A 15,954-nucleotide genomic window follows, 5' to 3' on the forward strand; every position below is an offset into this window, starting at 1 on the left:
GGGCTCCAGTCAGTCCTATGGCGCCATTGTGCTGGCCAAGGGCCTTCTTCAAGCGGCCTGCGTGATGGCTTCGATCTCTTCGTTGAGTTCCAGCCAGCGCTCTTCAAGCTTTTCCAGTTCGTCGCTGATGGCCTTGAGCTTCTTGCCGCATTCTGCAATCTCGGCCGACGGCAACGGCGTGCTCAGGCGTTCTTCCAAGGCCGTCTTGTCCTTGCCGAGCTGGGCCATGCGCTGGTCCACTTGCTCCAGCTCTTTCTTGAGGGGGCGGGTCTTTTCGGCCAGGGCCTGGCGGGCCTGGGCATCGAGCTTGCGTTGATCACGTGAGGCAATGGCCGGGGCAGCTGCCTGGCTGGCGGCGGCTTCGGCAGCACGGGCGGCCTCGGCAGCGGCGGCCTGGCTGGCCTGGGCCTCGGCCTCCAGATTGCGCTGGGTTTCCTTGGCGACTTCACGCAGGCGTTTGGATTCGTCCAGCAGGTAACGCTGGTAGTCGTCCAGGTCACCATCGAAGGGGCCGACCACGCCACGGCCCACCAGCCAGAACTCGTCGCACACCGAGCGCAGCAGCGCCCGGTCGTGGCTGACCAGCATCACGGTGCCTTCAAACTCGTTCAGCGCCACCGACAGGGCCTCGCGGGTGGCCAGGTCCAGGTGGTTGGTCGGTTCGTCCAGCAGCAGCAGGTTGGGTCGCTGCCACACGATCATGGCCAGCACAAGGCGCGCTTTTTCACCGCCGCTCATGGTGCCCACGGCCTGCTTGACCATGTCGCCGCTGAAGTTGAATGTGCCCAGGTAGTTGCGCAGGTCTTGCTCGCGGGAGGATTCGCGGGCATTCGGCCCCAGCTCCTTGGCCAGCCGGATCATGTGCTCCAGCGGGTTCTCGCCGCTGCGCAGCACATCCAGTTCCTGCTGGGCAAAGTAGCCGATGGACAGGCCCTTGCCTTCGGTCACGGTGCCGCCCAGGGGCTTCATCTCGCGGGCAATGGTCTTGACCAGGGTCGATTTGCCCTGGCCATTGGCACCCAGGATGCCGATGCGCTGGCCGGCCAGTACCGAGCGGTTGACCCCGCTGAGGATGTACTTGTCGCCCTCGTCGGTCTGGTAGCCGAACGCCGCATCGCTGATGGCCAGCATGGGGTTGGGCAGGTTGGTCGGTTCCTTGAACTCGAAGGTGAACTCGGCATTGGCCAGGATGGGCGCAATCTTCTCCATGCGCTCCAGGGCCTTGACCCGGCTTTGCGCCTGCTTGGCCTTGCTGGCCTTGGCCTTGAAGCGGTCAATGAACTTCTGCAGGTGGGCAATCTTGTCCTGCTGCTTGGAGAAGGCCGCCGCCTGCAACTCCATCTGCTGAGCCTGCAGGGTCTCAAACGCGCTGTAGTTGCCGCCGTAGCGCACCAGTTGGGCGTTGTCGATGTGCAGGGTGACGTTGGTCACGGCATCCAGAAACTCGCGGTCGTGGCTGATCACGATCATGGTGCCGGCGTAGCGCTTGAGCCAGGCTTCGAGCCAGACCAGGGCGTCCAGGTCCAAGTGGTTGGTGGGTTCATCGAGCAGCAGCAGGTCGGAGGGGCACATCAGAGCCCGGGCCAACTGAAGGCGCATGCGCCAGCCGCCCGAGAAACTGTTCACAGGGCGGTCCAGCTCGTGGCTCTGGAAACCCAGGCCCAGGATCAGCGACTGGGCGCGCGGCACCGCATCGTGGTCACCCGCATCGGCCAGGTCGGTGTAGAGCTGGGCCATGGCCATGCCGTGGTCGTGATCGTCGTACGACGCGTCAGAGGCCTCCAGTGCGTGCAATTGGGCACGCAACTCGGCGAGTCGGGTGTCGCCATTCAACACGAAATGGGTGGCACTTTCATCGGTCTCGGGCATGTTCTGGGCCACCTGGGCCATGCGCCACTGGGCCGGAATGTAGAAATCGCCGCCGTCTTCATGCAGGCTGCCATTCAGCAGGGCAAACAGGGTGGACTTGCCGGCCCCGTTGCGACCGACCAGGCCTACCTTCTCCCCCGGGTTGAGGGTGACGGAAACCTTGTCGAGCAGCACTTTGGCGCTGCGTCGCAAGACGATGTTCTTGAGCGTGATCATGGCAAGGCCCGGCCGGTGCCGGTGTTGGAAGGCAAAGCCTGCGATTTTCGCATGCCCGGACAGGGCAGGGTTGCCGCGAGCTTCAGCGGCTGATCTTGAAGGTGGCCACCACAGCCGCCAGATGGGCCGCCTGCTCCTTGAGGCTTTCGGCGGCAGCGGCCGATTGCTCGACCAGGGCGGCGTTCTGCTGGGTCATCTGGTCGAGGTGGGACACGGCCGCATTGATCTCACCGATGCCACGGCTCTGGTCGGTGGTGCCGGTGCTGATCTCCTGGACGATGGTGGTGACCTGTTTCACGCTTTGCACGATCTCGCCCATGGCCTGTCCGGCCTCGCCGACCAGGCGGCCGCCGTCTTCCACCCGCTCGACGCTGGCGCCGATCAGGGTCTTGATCTCTTTGGCGGCCTCGGCAGATCGGCTGGCCAGCGAGCGCACCTCGGAGGCCACCACGGCAAAACCACGACCTTGCTCGCCGGCCCGCGCAGCTTCGACCGCCGCGTTCAGGGCGAGGATGTTGGTCTGGAAGGCAATGCCGTCGATCACTGAGGTGATGTCTGAGATGCGGTGCGAGCTGTTCGAGATGTCACTCATGGTTTGCACCACCTGACCCATCACCAGGCCCCCGCGATCGGCCATGTCGACCGAGCGGGTGGCCAGGTCGCGGCCGTGGGCTGCGCTCTGGGCGCTGTGGTTGACCAGTTGGGTCAATTGCTCCATCGAGGCCGACGCCTCTTCGAGGTTGCTGGCGGTCTGCTCGGTGCGGCTGCTCAGGTCTTGCGAGCCCAGGGCGATCTCGCTGGAGGCCGTGGCGATGGACTCGCTGGTGTGGCTGACGTCGCGCATCACGGCCTCGATCTTGCCCACGAAGTCGTTGAAGGCGGTGGCGATCTCGTCGATCTCGTCGCGGCCCTTGATCGGCAGGCGCTGGGTCAGGTCGCCTGTGCCCGAGCCGATCTGGCGCATGGCGTTGCGCACGCGGGTCAGGCCACCCAGCAGGGCGTGCACGGTGCCCATGGCCAGCAGGCCGGCCAGCACACCGACGACGACCAGGGCACCCGCCACACTGAGCAGCAGGCGGTCCAGCCGGCTCAGGGCTTCGCGCCGCTGGGCAGCCGTCACCAGTACCCAGTCGGTCTCGGGGACGGGCGCGGCCTTGAGCAAATAGGCCTCGCCACCGATCCCGGCGACTTCGGGGTCATGTTCGCTCTGGCTGGCGCGGCCCAGCAGATCCGGGGTGATGTCCCTGGACAGGTCGGCCACGGGCTTGAGGATCAATTGCTTGTCAGGGTGAGCCAGGATGCGGCCCTCCTTGTCCAGCAGAAAGGCAAAGCCGCTCGGCGTGGGGTGGATCTGGCCCAGGCCCTTGACCACGTCTTCAACCGTGACATCGGCCCCGGTCACGGCGCGGGTCTGGCCGCCGGTCTTGACGGGGAAGGCAAAGGTCACGACCAGCTTTTGGCTCGATGCAGCGATGTAGGGCGGCGTGAGGATGGCCTTGCCGCTCTGATCGGCCAGCTTGTACCAGGCGCGGGAGGTGGGATCGTAGTCGGCCGGGCGGCTGCGGCTGGGCACCGACACCATCTTCTTGTCGGCGCTGCCGATGTAGGCCAGGTCCTGTCGACCGGACACCAGGGCCTGTTGCAGGGCCGGGTTGGGGTCGGGGTTGTCCACCGCAGGTGCCAGGGCTTCGACGACCTGCTTTTGCGCCAGCGCCCATTGGCCCAGTTGCCGGGCTTCGGACTGGCTGATGCGGGTCAATTGCTCGTTCAGGTCCTCGAGGATGAAGCCGCGTGCAAAGTAATAGCTGACAGCGCTGACCAGCACGATGGCGGCGCTCACGATGAGCACGCTGGTGGCGATCAGCTTCTGGCGGATGCTGTGGAACATGGCCTGTCCTTCATGAGGATCGAGGCGGGCAGGCCCCTGCTCCAGTCTGTCACCCGGAGCCCCTTCGGCCTGTGACCCCATGGCCTGAGCAAGGGGGATGCAGCCTCGACCTCCGGCGGACATGGGATTCAAGGGGACTTGGGGTAGGCTGCTCGTCTCTGGTTGTGGTCAGATGTGACAAAGTTTGACACATTCATGTGACAACTGGCTACAGCTTTGCCCTGAGTGGCGGGCCGCCCTGGGTCAGTCTGCAGGGCTCAAGGCCTCACGCGTCACCAGCAGCACCTGGTCGCCACCAGCACTGGTTTCCAGCCAGAACACCGGCAGATCGGGGAAAGCGGCTTCGAAGTAGGCCCGCTCGTTGCCGATCTCGAGCACCAGCACGCCTTGCTCGCTGAGTCGGTCCGGCGCATCGCGCAACAACTGCCGGATGAAATCCATGCCGTCAGTGCCGCCAGCCAGGGCCATTTCGGGCTCGGCCAGGTACTCCGCGGGCAGTTGGGTCATGCTCTGGGCGTTGACGTAGGGCGGGTTGCACAGGATCAGGTCGTAGGGGCCGGGCAGGGCGCTCAGGCCGTCGCTGGTCTTGAGCGTGATGCGGTCTTGCAGGCCATGCCGGTCCACGTTGATGCGGGCCACGGCCAGTGCGTCGGCAGAGAGGTCGGCGCCTTCCACCACGATTTCGGGCCAGGCCATGGCGGCCAGCACGGCCAGGCTGCCGTTGCCGGTGCACAGGTCGAGCACGCGGTGGGTGTTGGCGTCCAGCCAGGGGTCGATGCTGCCGTCGGCAATCAGTTCGGCAATGAAGCTGCGCGGCACGATGGCGCGCTCGTCCACATAAAAAGGCACGCCTTGCAGCCAGGCCTCGCGCGTCAGGTAGGCCGCGGGCTGGCGGCTGCTGATGCGGCGCTCGATCAGGGCCTGCACGCGTGCGGCATCGTCGGGGCCAACGGCTTGGTCGGCCACCGAAGGTTCACCCTCGGGCTCACCCCCCAAGGGGCTGTCCAGCGGCAGGCCCAGTTGCCACAACACCAGCCAGGCGGCCTCGTCAAAGGCATTGGTGGTGCCGTGACCAAAGGCCACGCCAGCGGTCTCCAGTTGTTGCCGGGCTTGCTCGATCAGACCCAACACGGTTTGCGGGGCGCCGCTCACGCTGCGACTCCGGTGCCCAGGCTGGCGTTCAAGTTCTCAAGGGTGCGGCGGTAGATGTTTTTCACAGGTTCAATGTCGGCCACGGCGATGTGCTCGTCGATCTTGTGGATGGTGGCGTTGGGCGGGCCAAACTCGATCACCTGGGGGCAGATCTGGGCAATGAAGCGACCGTCGCTGGTGCCACCGGTGGTGGAGAGTTCGGTCTCGATGCCCACTTCGTCGCGGATGGCGCCCTGGATGGCTGTGACCAGGCTGCCCGGGGTGGTCAGGAAGGGGTGGCCACCGATGGTCCACTGGATGTCGTATTCCAGCTCATGGCGCTCCAGCACGCTGGTCAGGCGCTGCTGCAGCGCTTCGGCGGTCGATTCGGACGAAAAGCGGAAGTTGAAGTCGATCACCACCTGCCCGGGGATCACATTGGTGGCACCGGTGCCGCCGTGGATGTTGCTGATCTGCCAGCTGGTGGGTGGGAAGTAGGCGTTGCCACGGTCCCACTCGATGGCGGCCAACTCGGTCAGGGCCGGCAGGGCTTGATGGATGGGGTTGCGGGCCAGTTGCGGGTAGGCGATGTGGCCCTGCACGCCCTTGACCGTCAACTTGCCGCTCATGGTGCCGCGGCGGCCGTTCTTGATCATGTCGCCGGTGCGCTGCACCGAAGTAGGTTCACCCACGATGCAGAAGTCGAGCTTCTCGCCACGTTCCTTGAGGGTGCGGCAGACCACCACGGTGCCGTCCACTGAAGGGCCTTCTTCATCGCTGGTGATCAACAGGGCCAGGGACAGGGCTGGTTGCGGCTGCGCGGCCAGAAACTCCTCGGTGGCGACCACAAAGGCCGCGATCGAGGTTTTCATGTCGCTGGCGCCACGCCCGTACAGGCGCCCGTCGCGGTGGGTGGGGGTGAAGGGGTCGCTCTTCCACTGCTCCAGCGGGCCGGTGGGCACGACATCGGTGTGGCCGGCAAAGACCAGGGTAGGGGCATCGGGGGTGGCGCCCGGCCGCTTGGCCCACAGGTTGGTGACTCGGAAATGCGCGGGCCCGCTGACCAGGGTTTCGCAGACAAAGCCCAGGGCCTCAAGGCGTTCGCGCAGCAGCGCCTGGCAGCCCGCGTCGTCGGGCGTGACGGAGGGGCGCGAGATCAGTTGTTCGGTGAGGTGCAGGGTACGGGACATCAGTGCTTCACGTCGAGGACGATTTCGGTGAATGAGGGTTCGTCCTCGGGCTCGGCCCGGGACTTGGCGGCCTCGGCAGCGGCCTTGCCGGACTGGTCGAAGTCGTTTTGCAGACGCCACATCAGGTTGGTGGGCGAGTCGGCATGGGCCATGCCTTCCTTGCGGTCGATGATGCCGGCCTGGATCAGGCGGGCAATGTCTTCTTCGAAGGTCTGCGAACCTTCGGCCATGGACTTTTCCATGGCTTCCTGGATGCCGTTGAAGTCGCCTTTTTCGATCAGGTCGGCAATCAGCTTGGTGTTGCGCAACACCTCGCAGGCGGGGATGCGGCCGCCCTGGTTGCTGCGCAGCAAGCGCTGCGACATGACGGCCTTGAGCGCCGAGCTGAGGTCGACCAGCAGGGTCTGGCGCACTTCGACCGGGTAGAAGCTCAGGATCCGGTTCAGGGCCTGGTAGCTGTTGTTGGCGTGCATGGTGGCCAGCACCAGGTGGCCCGACTGCGCATAGGCCAGGGAGGCCGACATGGTCTCGCGATCGCGGATTTCGCCGATCAGGATCACGTCGGGGGCCTGGCGCAGTGCGTTCTTGAGCGCCACCTGCAGCGACTGGGTGTCGGTGCCCACCTCGCGCTGGTTGATGATCGATTTCTTGTTCTTGAACAGAAACTCGATCGGTTCTTCGATGGTCAGGATGTGGCCCGTGCTGTGCTCGTTGCGGTTGTCCAGCATCGAGGCCAGCGTGGTGCTCTTGCCCGAGCCCGTGGCCCCCACCACCAGCAGCAGGCCCCGCTTCTCCATGATCAGTTCGGTCAGGATGTCGGGCAGGTTGAGCGTGGCCAGCTTGGGGATCTCATGGCTGATGTAGCGGATCACGGCGGCCACGCTGCCGCGCTGATGCATGGCGCTGATGCGGAAGCGCCCGATGCCCTTGAGCGCATAGCCCACATTCAGCTCGCCGGTCTCCTGCAGCTCTTCCATGTTGCTGGCGGGCAGGATCTCGGCCAGCAGGCTGCGTGGGGCATCAAAGGGCAACAACTGGTTGTTGATGGGCACGCAGGTGCCGTTGATGCGGATCAGGGCTGGGGCGTTGGCTGACAGGTAAACGTCGGACGCACCCTTTTCACCCATCAACCGCAGGATGCGTTCCATCATGCTCATGTTGGCGCTCATGGACTGGCTTTCGAAGTGCAGGGTGGCGTGGGGACCCGGGGCAACCGGCTTCAGCGGCTGCGTGACTGGACGAAGTTGACGATGCGCAGCGCCGCTTCGACGCATTCGGCCGCATCGGCCACCAGGGCCATGCGGATGCGCTGGGCTCCGGGGTTGACCCCACCCACCTCGCGTGCCAGGTAGCTGCCCGGCAGCACCGTCACGTTGTATTGAGCCAGCAACTCACGGGCAAAACCGGTGTCGCTGAGGCCCAGGGCCTCGGGCACCCGGGCCCAGAGGTAGAAGCTGGCGTCGGGCAGTGCCACATCCAGCACGCCGGCCAGAATGGGGGTGACCTGGGCGAATTTCTTGCGGTACAGCACGCGGTTCTCGACCACATGGGCTTCGTCGTTCCAGGCTGCGATGCTGGCCGCCTGCACCACCGGGCTCATGGCGCTGCCATGGTAGGTGCGGTACAGCAGGAACTGCTTGAGGATGGCCGCATCGCCCGCCACAAAGCCGCTGCGCAGGCCCGGCACGTTGCTGCGCTTGGACAGGCTGGTGAAGGACACCAGATTGCGGAAATCGTCGCGCCCCAGCTTCTTGGCGGCTTCCAGGCCGCCCAGTGGGGGCTCATCGCGGAAATAGATTTCGCTGTAGCACTCGTCCGAGGCAATGATGAAGCCATGGCGGTCGCTGAGTTCGAACAGCTTTTGCCACTCGCTCAGGGGCATCACGGCCCCGGTGGGGTTGCCGGGCGAGCAGACAAACAGCAACTGGGTACGGGCCCAGGTGTCGGCGGGCACGCTGTCCCAGTCGACCGCAAAGTTGCGCGCCGGATCGCTGGGCGCAAAGTACGGGTCGGCGCCGGCCAGCAGGGCCGCACCTTCATAGATTTGATAGAAGGGGTTGGGGCAGACCACGGCCGGTGTGGGCCAGCGCGGGTCGATCACGGTCTGGGCAAAGGCAAACAGGGCTTCGCGCGAACCGTTCACCGGCAGGATCTGGCTGGCAGGGTTCAGGTCGAGGTCGTAGCGGCGTTTGACCCAGGCGGCCATGGCTTCGCGCAATCGGGGTTCACCGGCCGTGGCCGGGTAGCCCGCCAGGCCGTCCAGGCTGTTGACCAGGGCCGTCTTGATGAACTCGGGCGTCGGGTGCTTGGGCTCGCCAATGCCCAGGCTGATCGGGCTGTGGTAGGGGCTGGGCGTGACGCCGGCAAAAAGTTGCCTCAGCCGTTCAAACGGGTAAGGCTGCAGTTTGGAGAGCAGTGGGTTCATGGAACCACATTATCCCGGAGTGCCGCAGACCTTCGTTGAAAACGGGCTTGAAATCGCCCTGCAGCGCTGGCGCAGGTGCCTTTTTGCTCGGGTGTCAGTTGACCATGACGGTATTGCCCAGGCTCTTATACGGGCCGGCGTCGCGCGGATGCGGCAGCTCGCTTTCGGTCACCAGCGGTTTGGCGAGGTCACGGGCCATCGCCACGATGGCCTGCAGCAGCGCCTGGTGGGAGCCTGGGTGTTGGGCTGCGCTCAGCAGGCCGGGGGCCAGCAGCCACTCGTCCACGGGCCACTGGGGCAGTTCAAGCACCCCCGGGTAGCCCAGCCCGACGTCTTGCAGGCACAGGCGGAACCCGACCGCCCGCAAGCTCTGCAGTCGGCGCCATGCGCTGGTCGGGTCGCTGGCGGCCCAGGCCAGGTCATGGGTGCTCAGGGCCAGGCCCAGCACCTGCCCCGGCAGGGGGTGCCGCTGCAGGCAGTCTTGCAGCCAGCGCACCGCATGGTCCTGGCGCAGCAAGGGGGTCAACAGGGCCAGTGTCAGCGGCAAAGGGGCCGAGGTTGGCGGTGCCGGGCCCTTTTCAAGGTGTTGCCATCGGCTGACCCGCGCGATCAGTTCTTCGTCCAGTTCAAAGCTCAGATCGGCGCGGCGGGCCACTTCCTGCAGCGGCGCTCTGGGGCCGGCGGTTTCAATCCATCGCAGGGCCGCCCGATGGCCCCCTGGCTGGCCGTCGGAGCGTTGGCGATGGCGCAGGTCCAGGCTCAGCCAACGGGTCAGCGCCGAGAGGCCGAGGTCACTGCGGGCCAACAGCCTTTGCCGGGCCTGCTGGCCCAGCCCGGGGGCGTACCAGCAGGGGCGACCCGGTGCTTCGTGGCGGGCCTGGCGCACGGCCAGGCTGACGCGGCGCAAGCCCTGGGTGAGGGGGTCGTCTTCGTCGCCGCTCAGCGGGGCGGCCGCCAGCAGCACCCTGACCTCGCTCAGGGGCCGGGTGGGGTGGCCGGCGTACCCCATCAGGGCCTGGTACACGCGCCAGGCGCAGGCCTCGACTTCAGACGCCGTCAAGTGGGCCGGTAGCAGGGCCACGAATTCGCTGCCACCCAAGCGGAACAGGTCGGTGCCGGCTTCGGGCAGGTGCTGGCTCAAGGCCTGCCCCAATTGCTGCAGGCAGGCGTCGCCCGCCTGCGGACCCCGCAGTTCATTGAGTTGGCCCAGGCCATCGAGCTTCACCATCAGCAGGTTCCAGGCCTGGCCTTGCGCCGCCTGGCCCGCCATCAGGCGATCGTGCAGTGCCGCGCGGTTGGGCAGGCGGGTGAGCGTGTCCAGGTACACCAGGCGCTCGATCTGGTCGGCCGCCCAGCGGCTGGCGGTGATGTCCTTCTTGAGTTCAAACCAATGTGTGATGTCGCCATTGGCGCGTCGGATGGGGCCGATCTCGACGTCTTCCAACACCCGGCGACCATCGGGCAGCAGCACGGATTGCTCACCCCGCCAGGTTTGGCCCCGGGCCATGGCTTCGTGCAGGCTGTGGCGTTGCTGGGTGCTCAGGCCCGGGGTGGACAGCAGGTCGGCAGGCAGGTTGTGGAAGGCGGCCGCATTCAGGCCGGCCCGGCCAATGAAGGCGGGATTGACGTATTCGATGCGCCGCTGGGTGTCCGTGATCACGATGCCGATGGGGCACTGCTCGATCAGGCTGACCAGTTTGTGGATTTCTTCATCCTGCGCCTGCCAGGCACTCAGGGTGGCCTGGGCCCGCAGCAACTGGCGCTGGTAGCTCAGGCGCGACAGCAGCGCAATGCTCAGGGCCACGGCCATGTTGGTGAGCACCACCAGGTGCGGGGCGTATTCGCGCTGAAAGCGGGCCGGCGGCAGCCAGCCCCGGGCTTCAAACCAGGGCAGGGCCAGCATGTAGCCCGTGTTGAGGGCCGCCACGGCCAGGGCGCTGCGGGGCCCCAGCAACCAGGCGGCGCTGGCGACCTGGATCGGCAGCGAGAGGATCAGTGGTCCGTTCAGGCCGCCGTTGTGGAAGACCACCTCCAGTGAAATCAGCCATTGCCCCCAGATCAGCACATGGGCTGCTGCCTGCACATGGCCGAGATTGACCAGCAGCAGGCAGCTTGGCAGCACCAGCAGGATGGCCAGGCGGATGCGGGCGATCTCTTCGAAGAAGCGGGTGTCGTAGACATAGCTCATGGCCAGACACGACGAGACCATCAGCAAGCCGGTGATCCAGATCATCAGAACCGTGTCCTGACGGGCGAAATCAGCCTCGGGCTGGAGATGGGGGGGCAGATCGGACATGGGGCGGCGCAATGAAAGAGGGCCCACTTTAGAAGTGGACCCTCCCGTGAGGCCGCACCATTGCCAGGTGCTGAACAGTTAAATGGATTCAGCCCGATGGGGCTTCAACCCTTCTGAAACAGACGGATCACGCTGGAGAAGTCCAGTGCCCCCTGGCCGCCCAGGCTGTGGGCGGCGTAAAGGCTGCGCGCCAGGCCGCCCAACGGCGTGCTGGCCTTGACCGCGGTGGCGTTTTCCTGGGCCAGGCCCAGGTCCTTGAGCATCAGATCGGTCCCAAAGCCGCCCGCGTAGCCCTTGGAGGCCGGGGCCGTCTCCATTACGCCGGGCATGGGGTTGTATTTTTCGAGGGCCCAGTTGCCGCCCGAGCTGCGGCGCATGATCTCGGACAGCACCTTGGGGTCCAGCCCGTTGGCCACGCCCAGGGCCAGGGCCTCGCTGGTGCCGATCATCAGGATGCCCAGCAGCATGTTGTTGCAAATCTTGGCGGTCTGGCCGGCGCCTGCGCTGCCGGCATGGAAGATGTTGGCGCCCATTTTTTCGAGCAGGGGCCGGGCCAGTGCCAGGCCCGCGTCATCCCCCCCCACCATGAAGGTCAGGGTGCCCGCGATGGCGCCACCCGTGCCGCCCGACACCGGGGCGTCGATGCAGGGCAGGCCGAGGGCTGTGGCCGCCTGGGCCACTTTTTGCGCGCTGGCGGCGGCAATGGTCGAGCAGTCGATCACCAGCGTGCCCGGGTTCAATTGCTTCAGCAGGCCGGTGTCGCCCAGGTACAGCGACTCGACGTGCTGGCTGGCGGGCAGCATGCTGATCACCGCCTGGGCACCGCGCACGGCCTCGGCGGCGCTGGTGGCAATCGTCAAACCCTCTGCCGCAAACTTGTCGCAGGCGGGTTTGGACAGGTCAAAAGCCTGCACGGCGTGGCCGGCCTTGAGCAGGTTCAGGGCCATCGGGCCGCCCATGTTGCCCAGGCCAATGAAAGCGATCTTCATGTGTGTGTCTCCGTCGTCGTTGTGTGGTCGCGGTACCGTGGTTCGGTGGGGGTCAGCGGATGGCGTCCGGGGCATCGCCGTCAAGCATGCGGCGCGAGATGATCACGCGCATGATCTCGTTGGTGCCTTCCAGGATCTGGTGCACCCGGGCGTCGCGCAGCAGGCGCTCCAGCGGGTACTCGCGGATGTAGCCGTAGCCGCCATGCAGTTGCAGGGCCTCGTTGCAGACCGTGAAGCCCACATCGGTGGCAAAGCGCTTGGCCATGGCGCAGTAGGTGGTGGCATCGGGGGCCCCGGCATCGAGTTTGCTGGCGGCCAGCCGCACCATCTGGCGAGCGGCCACCAGTTCGGTGGCCATGTCGGCCAGCTTGAACTGCAAGGCCTGAAAGCTGGCAATGGGTTTGCCGAACTGCTGGCGCTCCTGCATGTAGCGCTGGGCCTGGGCCAGCGCCCCTTGGGCGGCACCGACCGAACAGGTGGCGATGTTGATGCGCCCGCCGTCCAGCCCCTTCATGGCGATCTTGAAGCCCTCGCCCTCGGCGCCCAGCAGGTTGTCGGTCGGGATGCGCACGTTGTCAAAGCTGATGGTGCGGGTGGGCTGGCTGTTCCAGCCCATCTTGTGCTCCTTCTTGCCGTAACTGATGCCCGGCGCATCGGCGGGCACCACCAAGGCCGACACACCTCCTGCGCCAGGGCCGCCGGTGCGGGCCATCAAGACCAGCACATCGGTGCTGCCCGCCCCCGAAATGAAGGCCTTGCCGCCGTTGATCACATACTCAAAGCCCACCCGCTCGGCCCGCGTCTTGAGCGAAGCCGCGTCGGAGCCGGCGCCGGGCTCGGTCAGGCAGTACGAGGCCAGCTTCTGGCCGCTGCACAGCAGGGGCCCCCAGTGGTCGCGCACCGCGGGGGTGGCCCAGGTGCCCAGCATCCAGGTGGCCATGTTGTGGATGCTGATGAAGGCCGTGGTGGAGGGGTCGACCGCGGCCATCTCCTCGAACACCAGCGTGGCATCGAGGCGGGGCAGGGCCAGGCCGCCGGCGGCCTCGGGGGCGTACAGGCCGCAAAAGCCCAACTCGCCCGCCTTGGCGATGGCCTCTTTCGGAAAAATGCCAGCCTCGTCCCAATGCGCCGCATGCGGCGCGAACTCGGCTTCGGCAAAGTCGCGGGCGGTTTGTGCAAAGGCCCGCTGTTCTTCGCTCAGTTCAAAATCCATGGAAGACTTTCAGAACCCAAAGTGCTGTTTTACCCCGAGAGGGACAGGAAAACGGCGGGCGGCCCGGCGTTTTCCTGCGAGGAAGTTCCAACAGGGTGGTCTCATTTCAAGCTGATGGTCGTGTTGACGCCCTGGCTCACCGTGCTGTCGTCGAACCAACGTGCGGTGATGGTCTTGGTCTGGGTGTAGAACAACACCACCTGCTTGCCATAGGGGCCCAGGTCGCCCAGCTTGGAAGCCCGCGAACCGGTGAACGAGAACATGGGCACCGGCACCGGGATCGGCACGTTGATGCCCACCTGGCCGACGTCGATGTCCTCCTGGAACTTGCGTGCTGCGGCACCGCTTTGCGTGAAGATGGCCGTGCCGTTGCCGTTCGGGTTGCTGTTGATCAGCTCGATGGCTTCATCCAGGGTTTCGGCCCCGGCCAGGCAGAGCACCGGGCCGAAGATTTCCTGGTCGTAGATGGCCATGCCGGGTTTCACACCGTCAAAAATGGTCGGGCCTACGAAGTTGCCTTGTTCATAGCCGGGCACCTGGGGCTTGCGGCCGTCCAGCACCAGGGTGGCGCCGTCGGCCACGCCGCGCTCGATCAGGCTCTCGACCCGGTCGCGGGCTGCGCAGGACACCAGCGGGCCCACATCGGTGCCTTTTTCGGTGCCGGCGTTGACCTTCAGCGTCTTGGCCTTGTCGGCCAGGTCGTTCACCCACTGCCGTGCTTCACCCACCAGCACCACCACCGACAGCGCCATGCAGCGTTGACCGGCGGCGCCGAAGGTGGCACCGGCAATGGCGTTCAGGGTCTGCTCCTTGTTGGCATCGGGCAGCACGATGGCGTGGTTCTTGGCGCCCATCATGCATTGCACCCGCTTGCCGGCCAGGCTGGCCCGGTTGTACACATGGGTGCCGACCTTGGTCGAGCCCACGAAGCTGATGGCCTTGATGTCAGGGTGATCGCAGATGGCGTTGACCACCTCTTCGCCGCCATGCACCACGTTCAGCACGCCAGCCGGAATGCCGGCCTGCAGCGCCAGTTCGCACAGGCGCATGGTCACCATGGGGTCTTGCTCGGAGGGCTTGAGGATGAAGGTGTTACCGGTGGCGATGGCCATTGGGAACATCCACAGCGGGATCATGGCCGGAAAGTTGAACGGCGTGATGCCGGCGCAAACGCCCAGCGGCTGCAGCAGGGTGTAGGTGTCCACGCCACCGGCCACGTTGTTGGCCAGCTCGCCCAGTTGCAGGTTGCCGATGCCCGCTGCGTGCTCCACCACCTCCAGGCCACGGAACACATCGCCTTCGGCGTCGGGCAGGGTCTTGCCTTGCTCGGCGGTCAGGATGGCGGCCAACTCGGCCATGTTCTCGCGGATCAGTTGCTGGTACTTCAGGAAGATGCGGGCCCGGGCCCCGATGGCCGTCTTGCGCCAGGTCTTGAACGCGGTCTTGGCGCTGGCCACCGCGGCGTTGATCTCGTCAGGCGTGGCAAAGGGCACGCGAGCCAGCACCTCCTGGGTGGCCGGGTTGACCACATTGCGCCACTGGGTGGTCTTGGACTCGACGAATTCGCCGTTGATCAGCAGTTTGACGGTGGGGGTGCTCATGGTCGCTTGTCTCCAATGTAGGTAGGCGGTTGCTTTGCCGTGCATGTTAGGTTTGCGAAATTATTCAGGCAAGAGGTAAATTCGCATCACATCATTGCAAATTTGCACAACACGGACGGGCGTCAATTCAGCCGACGTCCTCCAAAAAAGGCTCGCCTTTCACCATGGACTGGAACAACCTGCGATATTTCCTCGAACTGGCCCGCACCGGCACCCTGGTGAATGCGGCGCGGCGCCTGGAGGTGGACCACACCACGGTGGCGCGGCGCCTGCAGGCGCTTGAAAAAGAAGTGGGCACGCCTTTGTTCGCCCGCGAGGCGGGCGGCCACCGCCTGACCGAGGCCGGCCGGCAGTTGCTGCCCCAGGTCGAGGCCATGGAGGCCGCGGTGGCCCAGGTCGAGCGGGCGTCGCTGTCGACGGCCGAGGGCCCTTCGGGCCTGGTCAGGCTGGGGACCACCGAGGGCTTTGGCACGGTGGTGCTGGCCCCTCAGCTGGCCCGGCTCAGCCGCCAGTACCCGGCCCTGTCGATCGACCTGCTGGCCCTGCCACGCCTGGTGCACCTGTCGCGGCGCGAGGCCGACATCGTGATCTCGCTGGAGCGGCCCAAGCGCGGGCCGGTGGTGGTGACCAAGCTCACCGACTATGTGCTGCAGCTCTATGGCTCGCGCGACTACCTGGCGCGCCAACCGGCCATCGAAAGCCGGGACGACCTGCGCCTGCACACCTTCATCAGCTATGTGGACGACCTGCTGTTTTCCAAGGAGCTGCAGTTGCTGGACGAGTTGTACCGCCCCGAGCGCTTCGCCCTGCGCAGCACCAGCATCCTGACCCAGTACGAGGCCGTGAAGGCGGGCGCCGGCTTGGCCGTGCTGCCGGCCTTTGTGGCTGCACGCGACCCGGCGCTGGTGCCGGTCTTGCCAGGGCAGGCCCGCTTCACCCGCACCTTCTGGATGTCCATGCCCGCCGAGGCCAAGCACCAGGCCCGCATGCAGGCCACCTGGGCCTTTGTGCGCGAGACGGTGCAGGGCTTGCAGGACTGGATTAACCCGTCCGCTTGACAGCGGGGCCTGGTGAGGGTTTGCCACGGGTGGACAGGTGGGCACGCTCGTGACATCTTGTGACAACGCGTCGCGCAG

Annotated in this window: 11 protein-coding genes; 1 reads left to right on the forward strand and 10 read right to left on the reverse strand. The window is 65.9% G+C overall.

What is annotated here, in order from left to right:
• Positions 1 to 48: 48 nt before the first annotated feature.
• The 10 genes from AC07PT_RS05610 to AC07PT_RS05655 all read right to left on the reverse strand — a co-directional run bounded on the left by AC07PT_RS05610 (position 49) and on the right by AC07PT_RS05655 (position 14,818).
• Positions 49 to 2,085 (reverse strand): ABC-F family ATP-binding cassette domain-containing protein, encoded by a 2,037-nt coding sequence (locus AC07PT_RS05610; RefSeq protein WP_494656069.1) that lies wholly within the window; start codon positions 2,083 to 2,085, stop codon positions 49 to 51.
• An 82-nt stretch (positions 2,086 to 2,167) separates the two neighbouring features.
• Positions 2,168 to 3,973 (reverse strand): methyl-accepting chemotaxis protein, encoded by a 1,806-nt coding sequence (locus tag AC07PT_RS05615; protein ID WP_494656070.1) that lies wholly within the window; start codon positions 3,971 to 3,973, stop codon positions 2,168 to 2,170.
• 243 nt (positions 3,974 to 4,216) lie between these two features.
• Complete coding sequence (prmB, locus tag AC07PT_RS05620) at positions 4,217 to 5,125, reverse strand: 50S ribosomal protein L3 N(5)-glutamine methyltransferase (RefSeq protein ID WP_494656071.1); 909 nt, start codon at positions 5,123 to 5,125, stop codon at positions 4,217 to 4,219.
• Entirely contained in the window at positions 5,122 to 6,294 is a 1,173-nt protein-coding gene (gene dapE, locus AC07PT_RS05625) for a succinyl-diaminopimelate desuccinylase (RefSeq protein WP_494656072.1), read from the reverse strand. Before dapE ends, prmB begins: the two co-directional genes overlap by 4 nt.
• Entirely contained in the window at positions 6,294 to 7,451 is a 1,158-nt protein-coding gene (locus tag AC07PT_RS05630) for a PilT/PilU family type 4a pilus ATPase (protein ID WP_494656274.1), read from the reverse strand. Before AC07PT_RS05630 ends, dapE begins: the two co-directional genes overlap by 1 nt.
• 62 nt (positions 7,452 to 7,513) lie before the next feature.
• Complete coding sequence (gene dapC / locus AC07PT_RS05635) at positions 7,514 to 8,719, reverse strand: succinyldiaminopimelate transaminase (protein WP_492345447.1); 1,206 nt, start codon at positions 8,717 to 8,719, stop codon at positions 7,514 to 7,516.
• 94 nt (positions 8,720 to 8,813) lie between these two features.
• Positions 8,814 to 11,015: a diguanylate cyclase domain-containing protein gene (locus tag AC07PT_RS05640; protein WP_494656073.1), complete on the reverse strand. Its 2,202-nt coding sequence runs from the start codon at positions 11,013 to 11,015 to the stop codon at positions 8,814 to 8,816.
• A gap of 104 nt (positions 11,016 to 11,119) precedes the next feature.
• Positions 11,120 to 12,004, reverse strand: coding sequence for a 3-hydroxyisobutyrate dehydrogenase (gene mmsB / locus AC07PT_RS05645; protein WP_492345449.1), 885 nt, complete (start codon positions 12,002 to 12,004; stop codon positions 11,120 to 11,122).
• A gap of 52 nt (positions 12,005 to 12,056) precedes the next feature.
• Positions 12,057 to 13,217, reverse strand: a complete 1,161-nt coding sequence (locus tag AC07PT_RS05650; RefSeq protein WP_492345450.1) for an acyl-CoA dehydrogenase family protein — start codon at positions 13,215 to 13,217, stop codon at positions 12,057 to 12,059.
• A 101-nt stretch (positions 13,218 to 13,318) separates the two neighbouring features.
• Positions 13,319 to 14,818, reverse strand: a complete 1,500-nt coding sequence (locus AC07PT_RS05655) for a CoA-acylating methylmalonate-semialdehyde dehydrogenase (protein WP_492345451.1) — start codon at positions 14,816 to 14,818, stop codon at positions 13,319 to 13,321.
• Positions 14,819 to 14,982: 164 nt separating this feature from the next.
• Between AC07PT_RS05655 and AC07PT_RS05660 the strand changes: the two genes are divergently transcribed.
• Positions 14,983 to 15,876: a LysR family transcriptional regulator gene (locus AC07PT_RS05660; protein WP_494656074.1), complete on the forward strand. Its 894-nt coding sequence runs from the start codon at positions 14,983 to 14,985 to the stop codon at positions 15,874 to 15,876.
• Positions 15,877 to 15,954: the final 78 nt, after the last annotated feature.

The sequence above is a fragment of the Curvibacter sp. GW821-FHT09D12 genome (assembly GCF_059416245.1).

Bases quoted from the DNA above. Each gene is read 5' to 3' on its own strand.
- AC07PT_RS05630 (WP_494656274.1), bottom strand. From the start codon at position 7,451: ATGAGCATGATGGAACGCATCCTGCGGTTGATGGGTGAAAAGGGTGCG.
- AC07PT_RS05650 (WP_492345450.1), bottom strand. From the start codon at position 13,217: ATGGATTTTGAACTGAGCGAAGAACAGCGGGCCTTTGCACAAACCGCC.
- mmsB (WP_492345449.1), bottom strand. From the start codon at position 12,004: ATGAAGATCGCTTTCATTGGCCTGGGCAACATGGGCGGCCCGATGGCC.
- AC07PT_RS05655 (WP_492345451.1), bottom strand. From the start codon at position 14,818: ATGAGCACCCCCACCGTCAAACTGCTGATCAACGGCGAATTCGTCGAG.
- AC07PT_RS05640 (WP_494656073.1), bottom strand. From the start codon at position 11,015: ATGTCCGATCTGCCCCCCCATCTCCAGCCCGAGGCTGATTTCGCCCGT.
- AC07PT_RS05660 (WP_494656074.1), top strand. From the start codon at position 14,983: ATGGACTGGAACAACCTGCGATATTTCCTCGAACTGGCCCGCACCGGC.
- dapE (WP_494656072.1), bottom strand. From the start codon at position 6,294: ATGTCCCGTACCCTGCACCTCACCGAACAACTGATCTCGCGCCCCTCC.
- AC07PT_RS05610 (WP_494656069.1), bottom strand. From the start codon at position 2,085: ATGATCACGCTCAAGAACATCGTCTTGCGACGCAGCGCCAAAGTGCTG.
- AC07PT_RS05615 (WP_494656070.1), bottom strand. From the start codon at position 3,973: ATGTTCCACAGCATCCGCCAGAAGCTGATCGCCACCAGCGTGCTCATC.
- dapC (WP_492345447.1), bottom strand. From the start codon at position 8,719: ATGAACCCACTGCTCTCCAAACTGCAGCCTTACCCGTTTGAACGGCTG.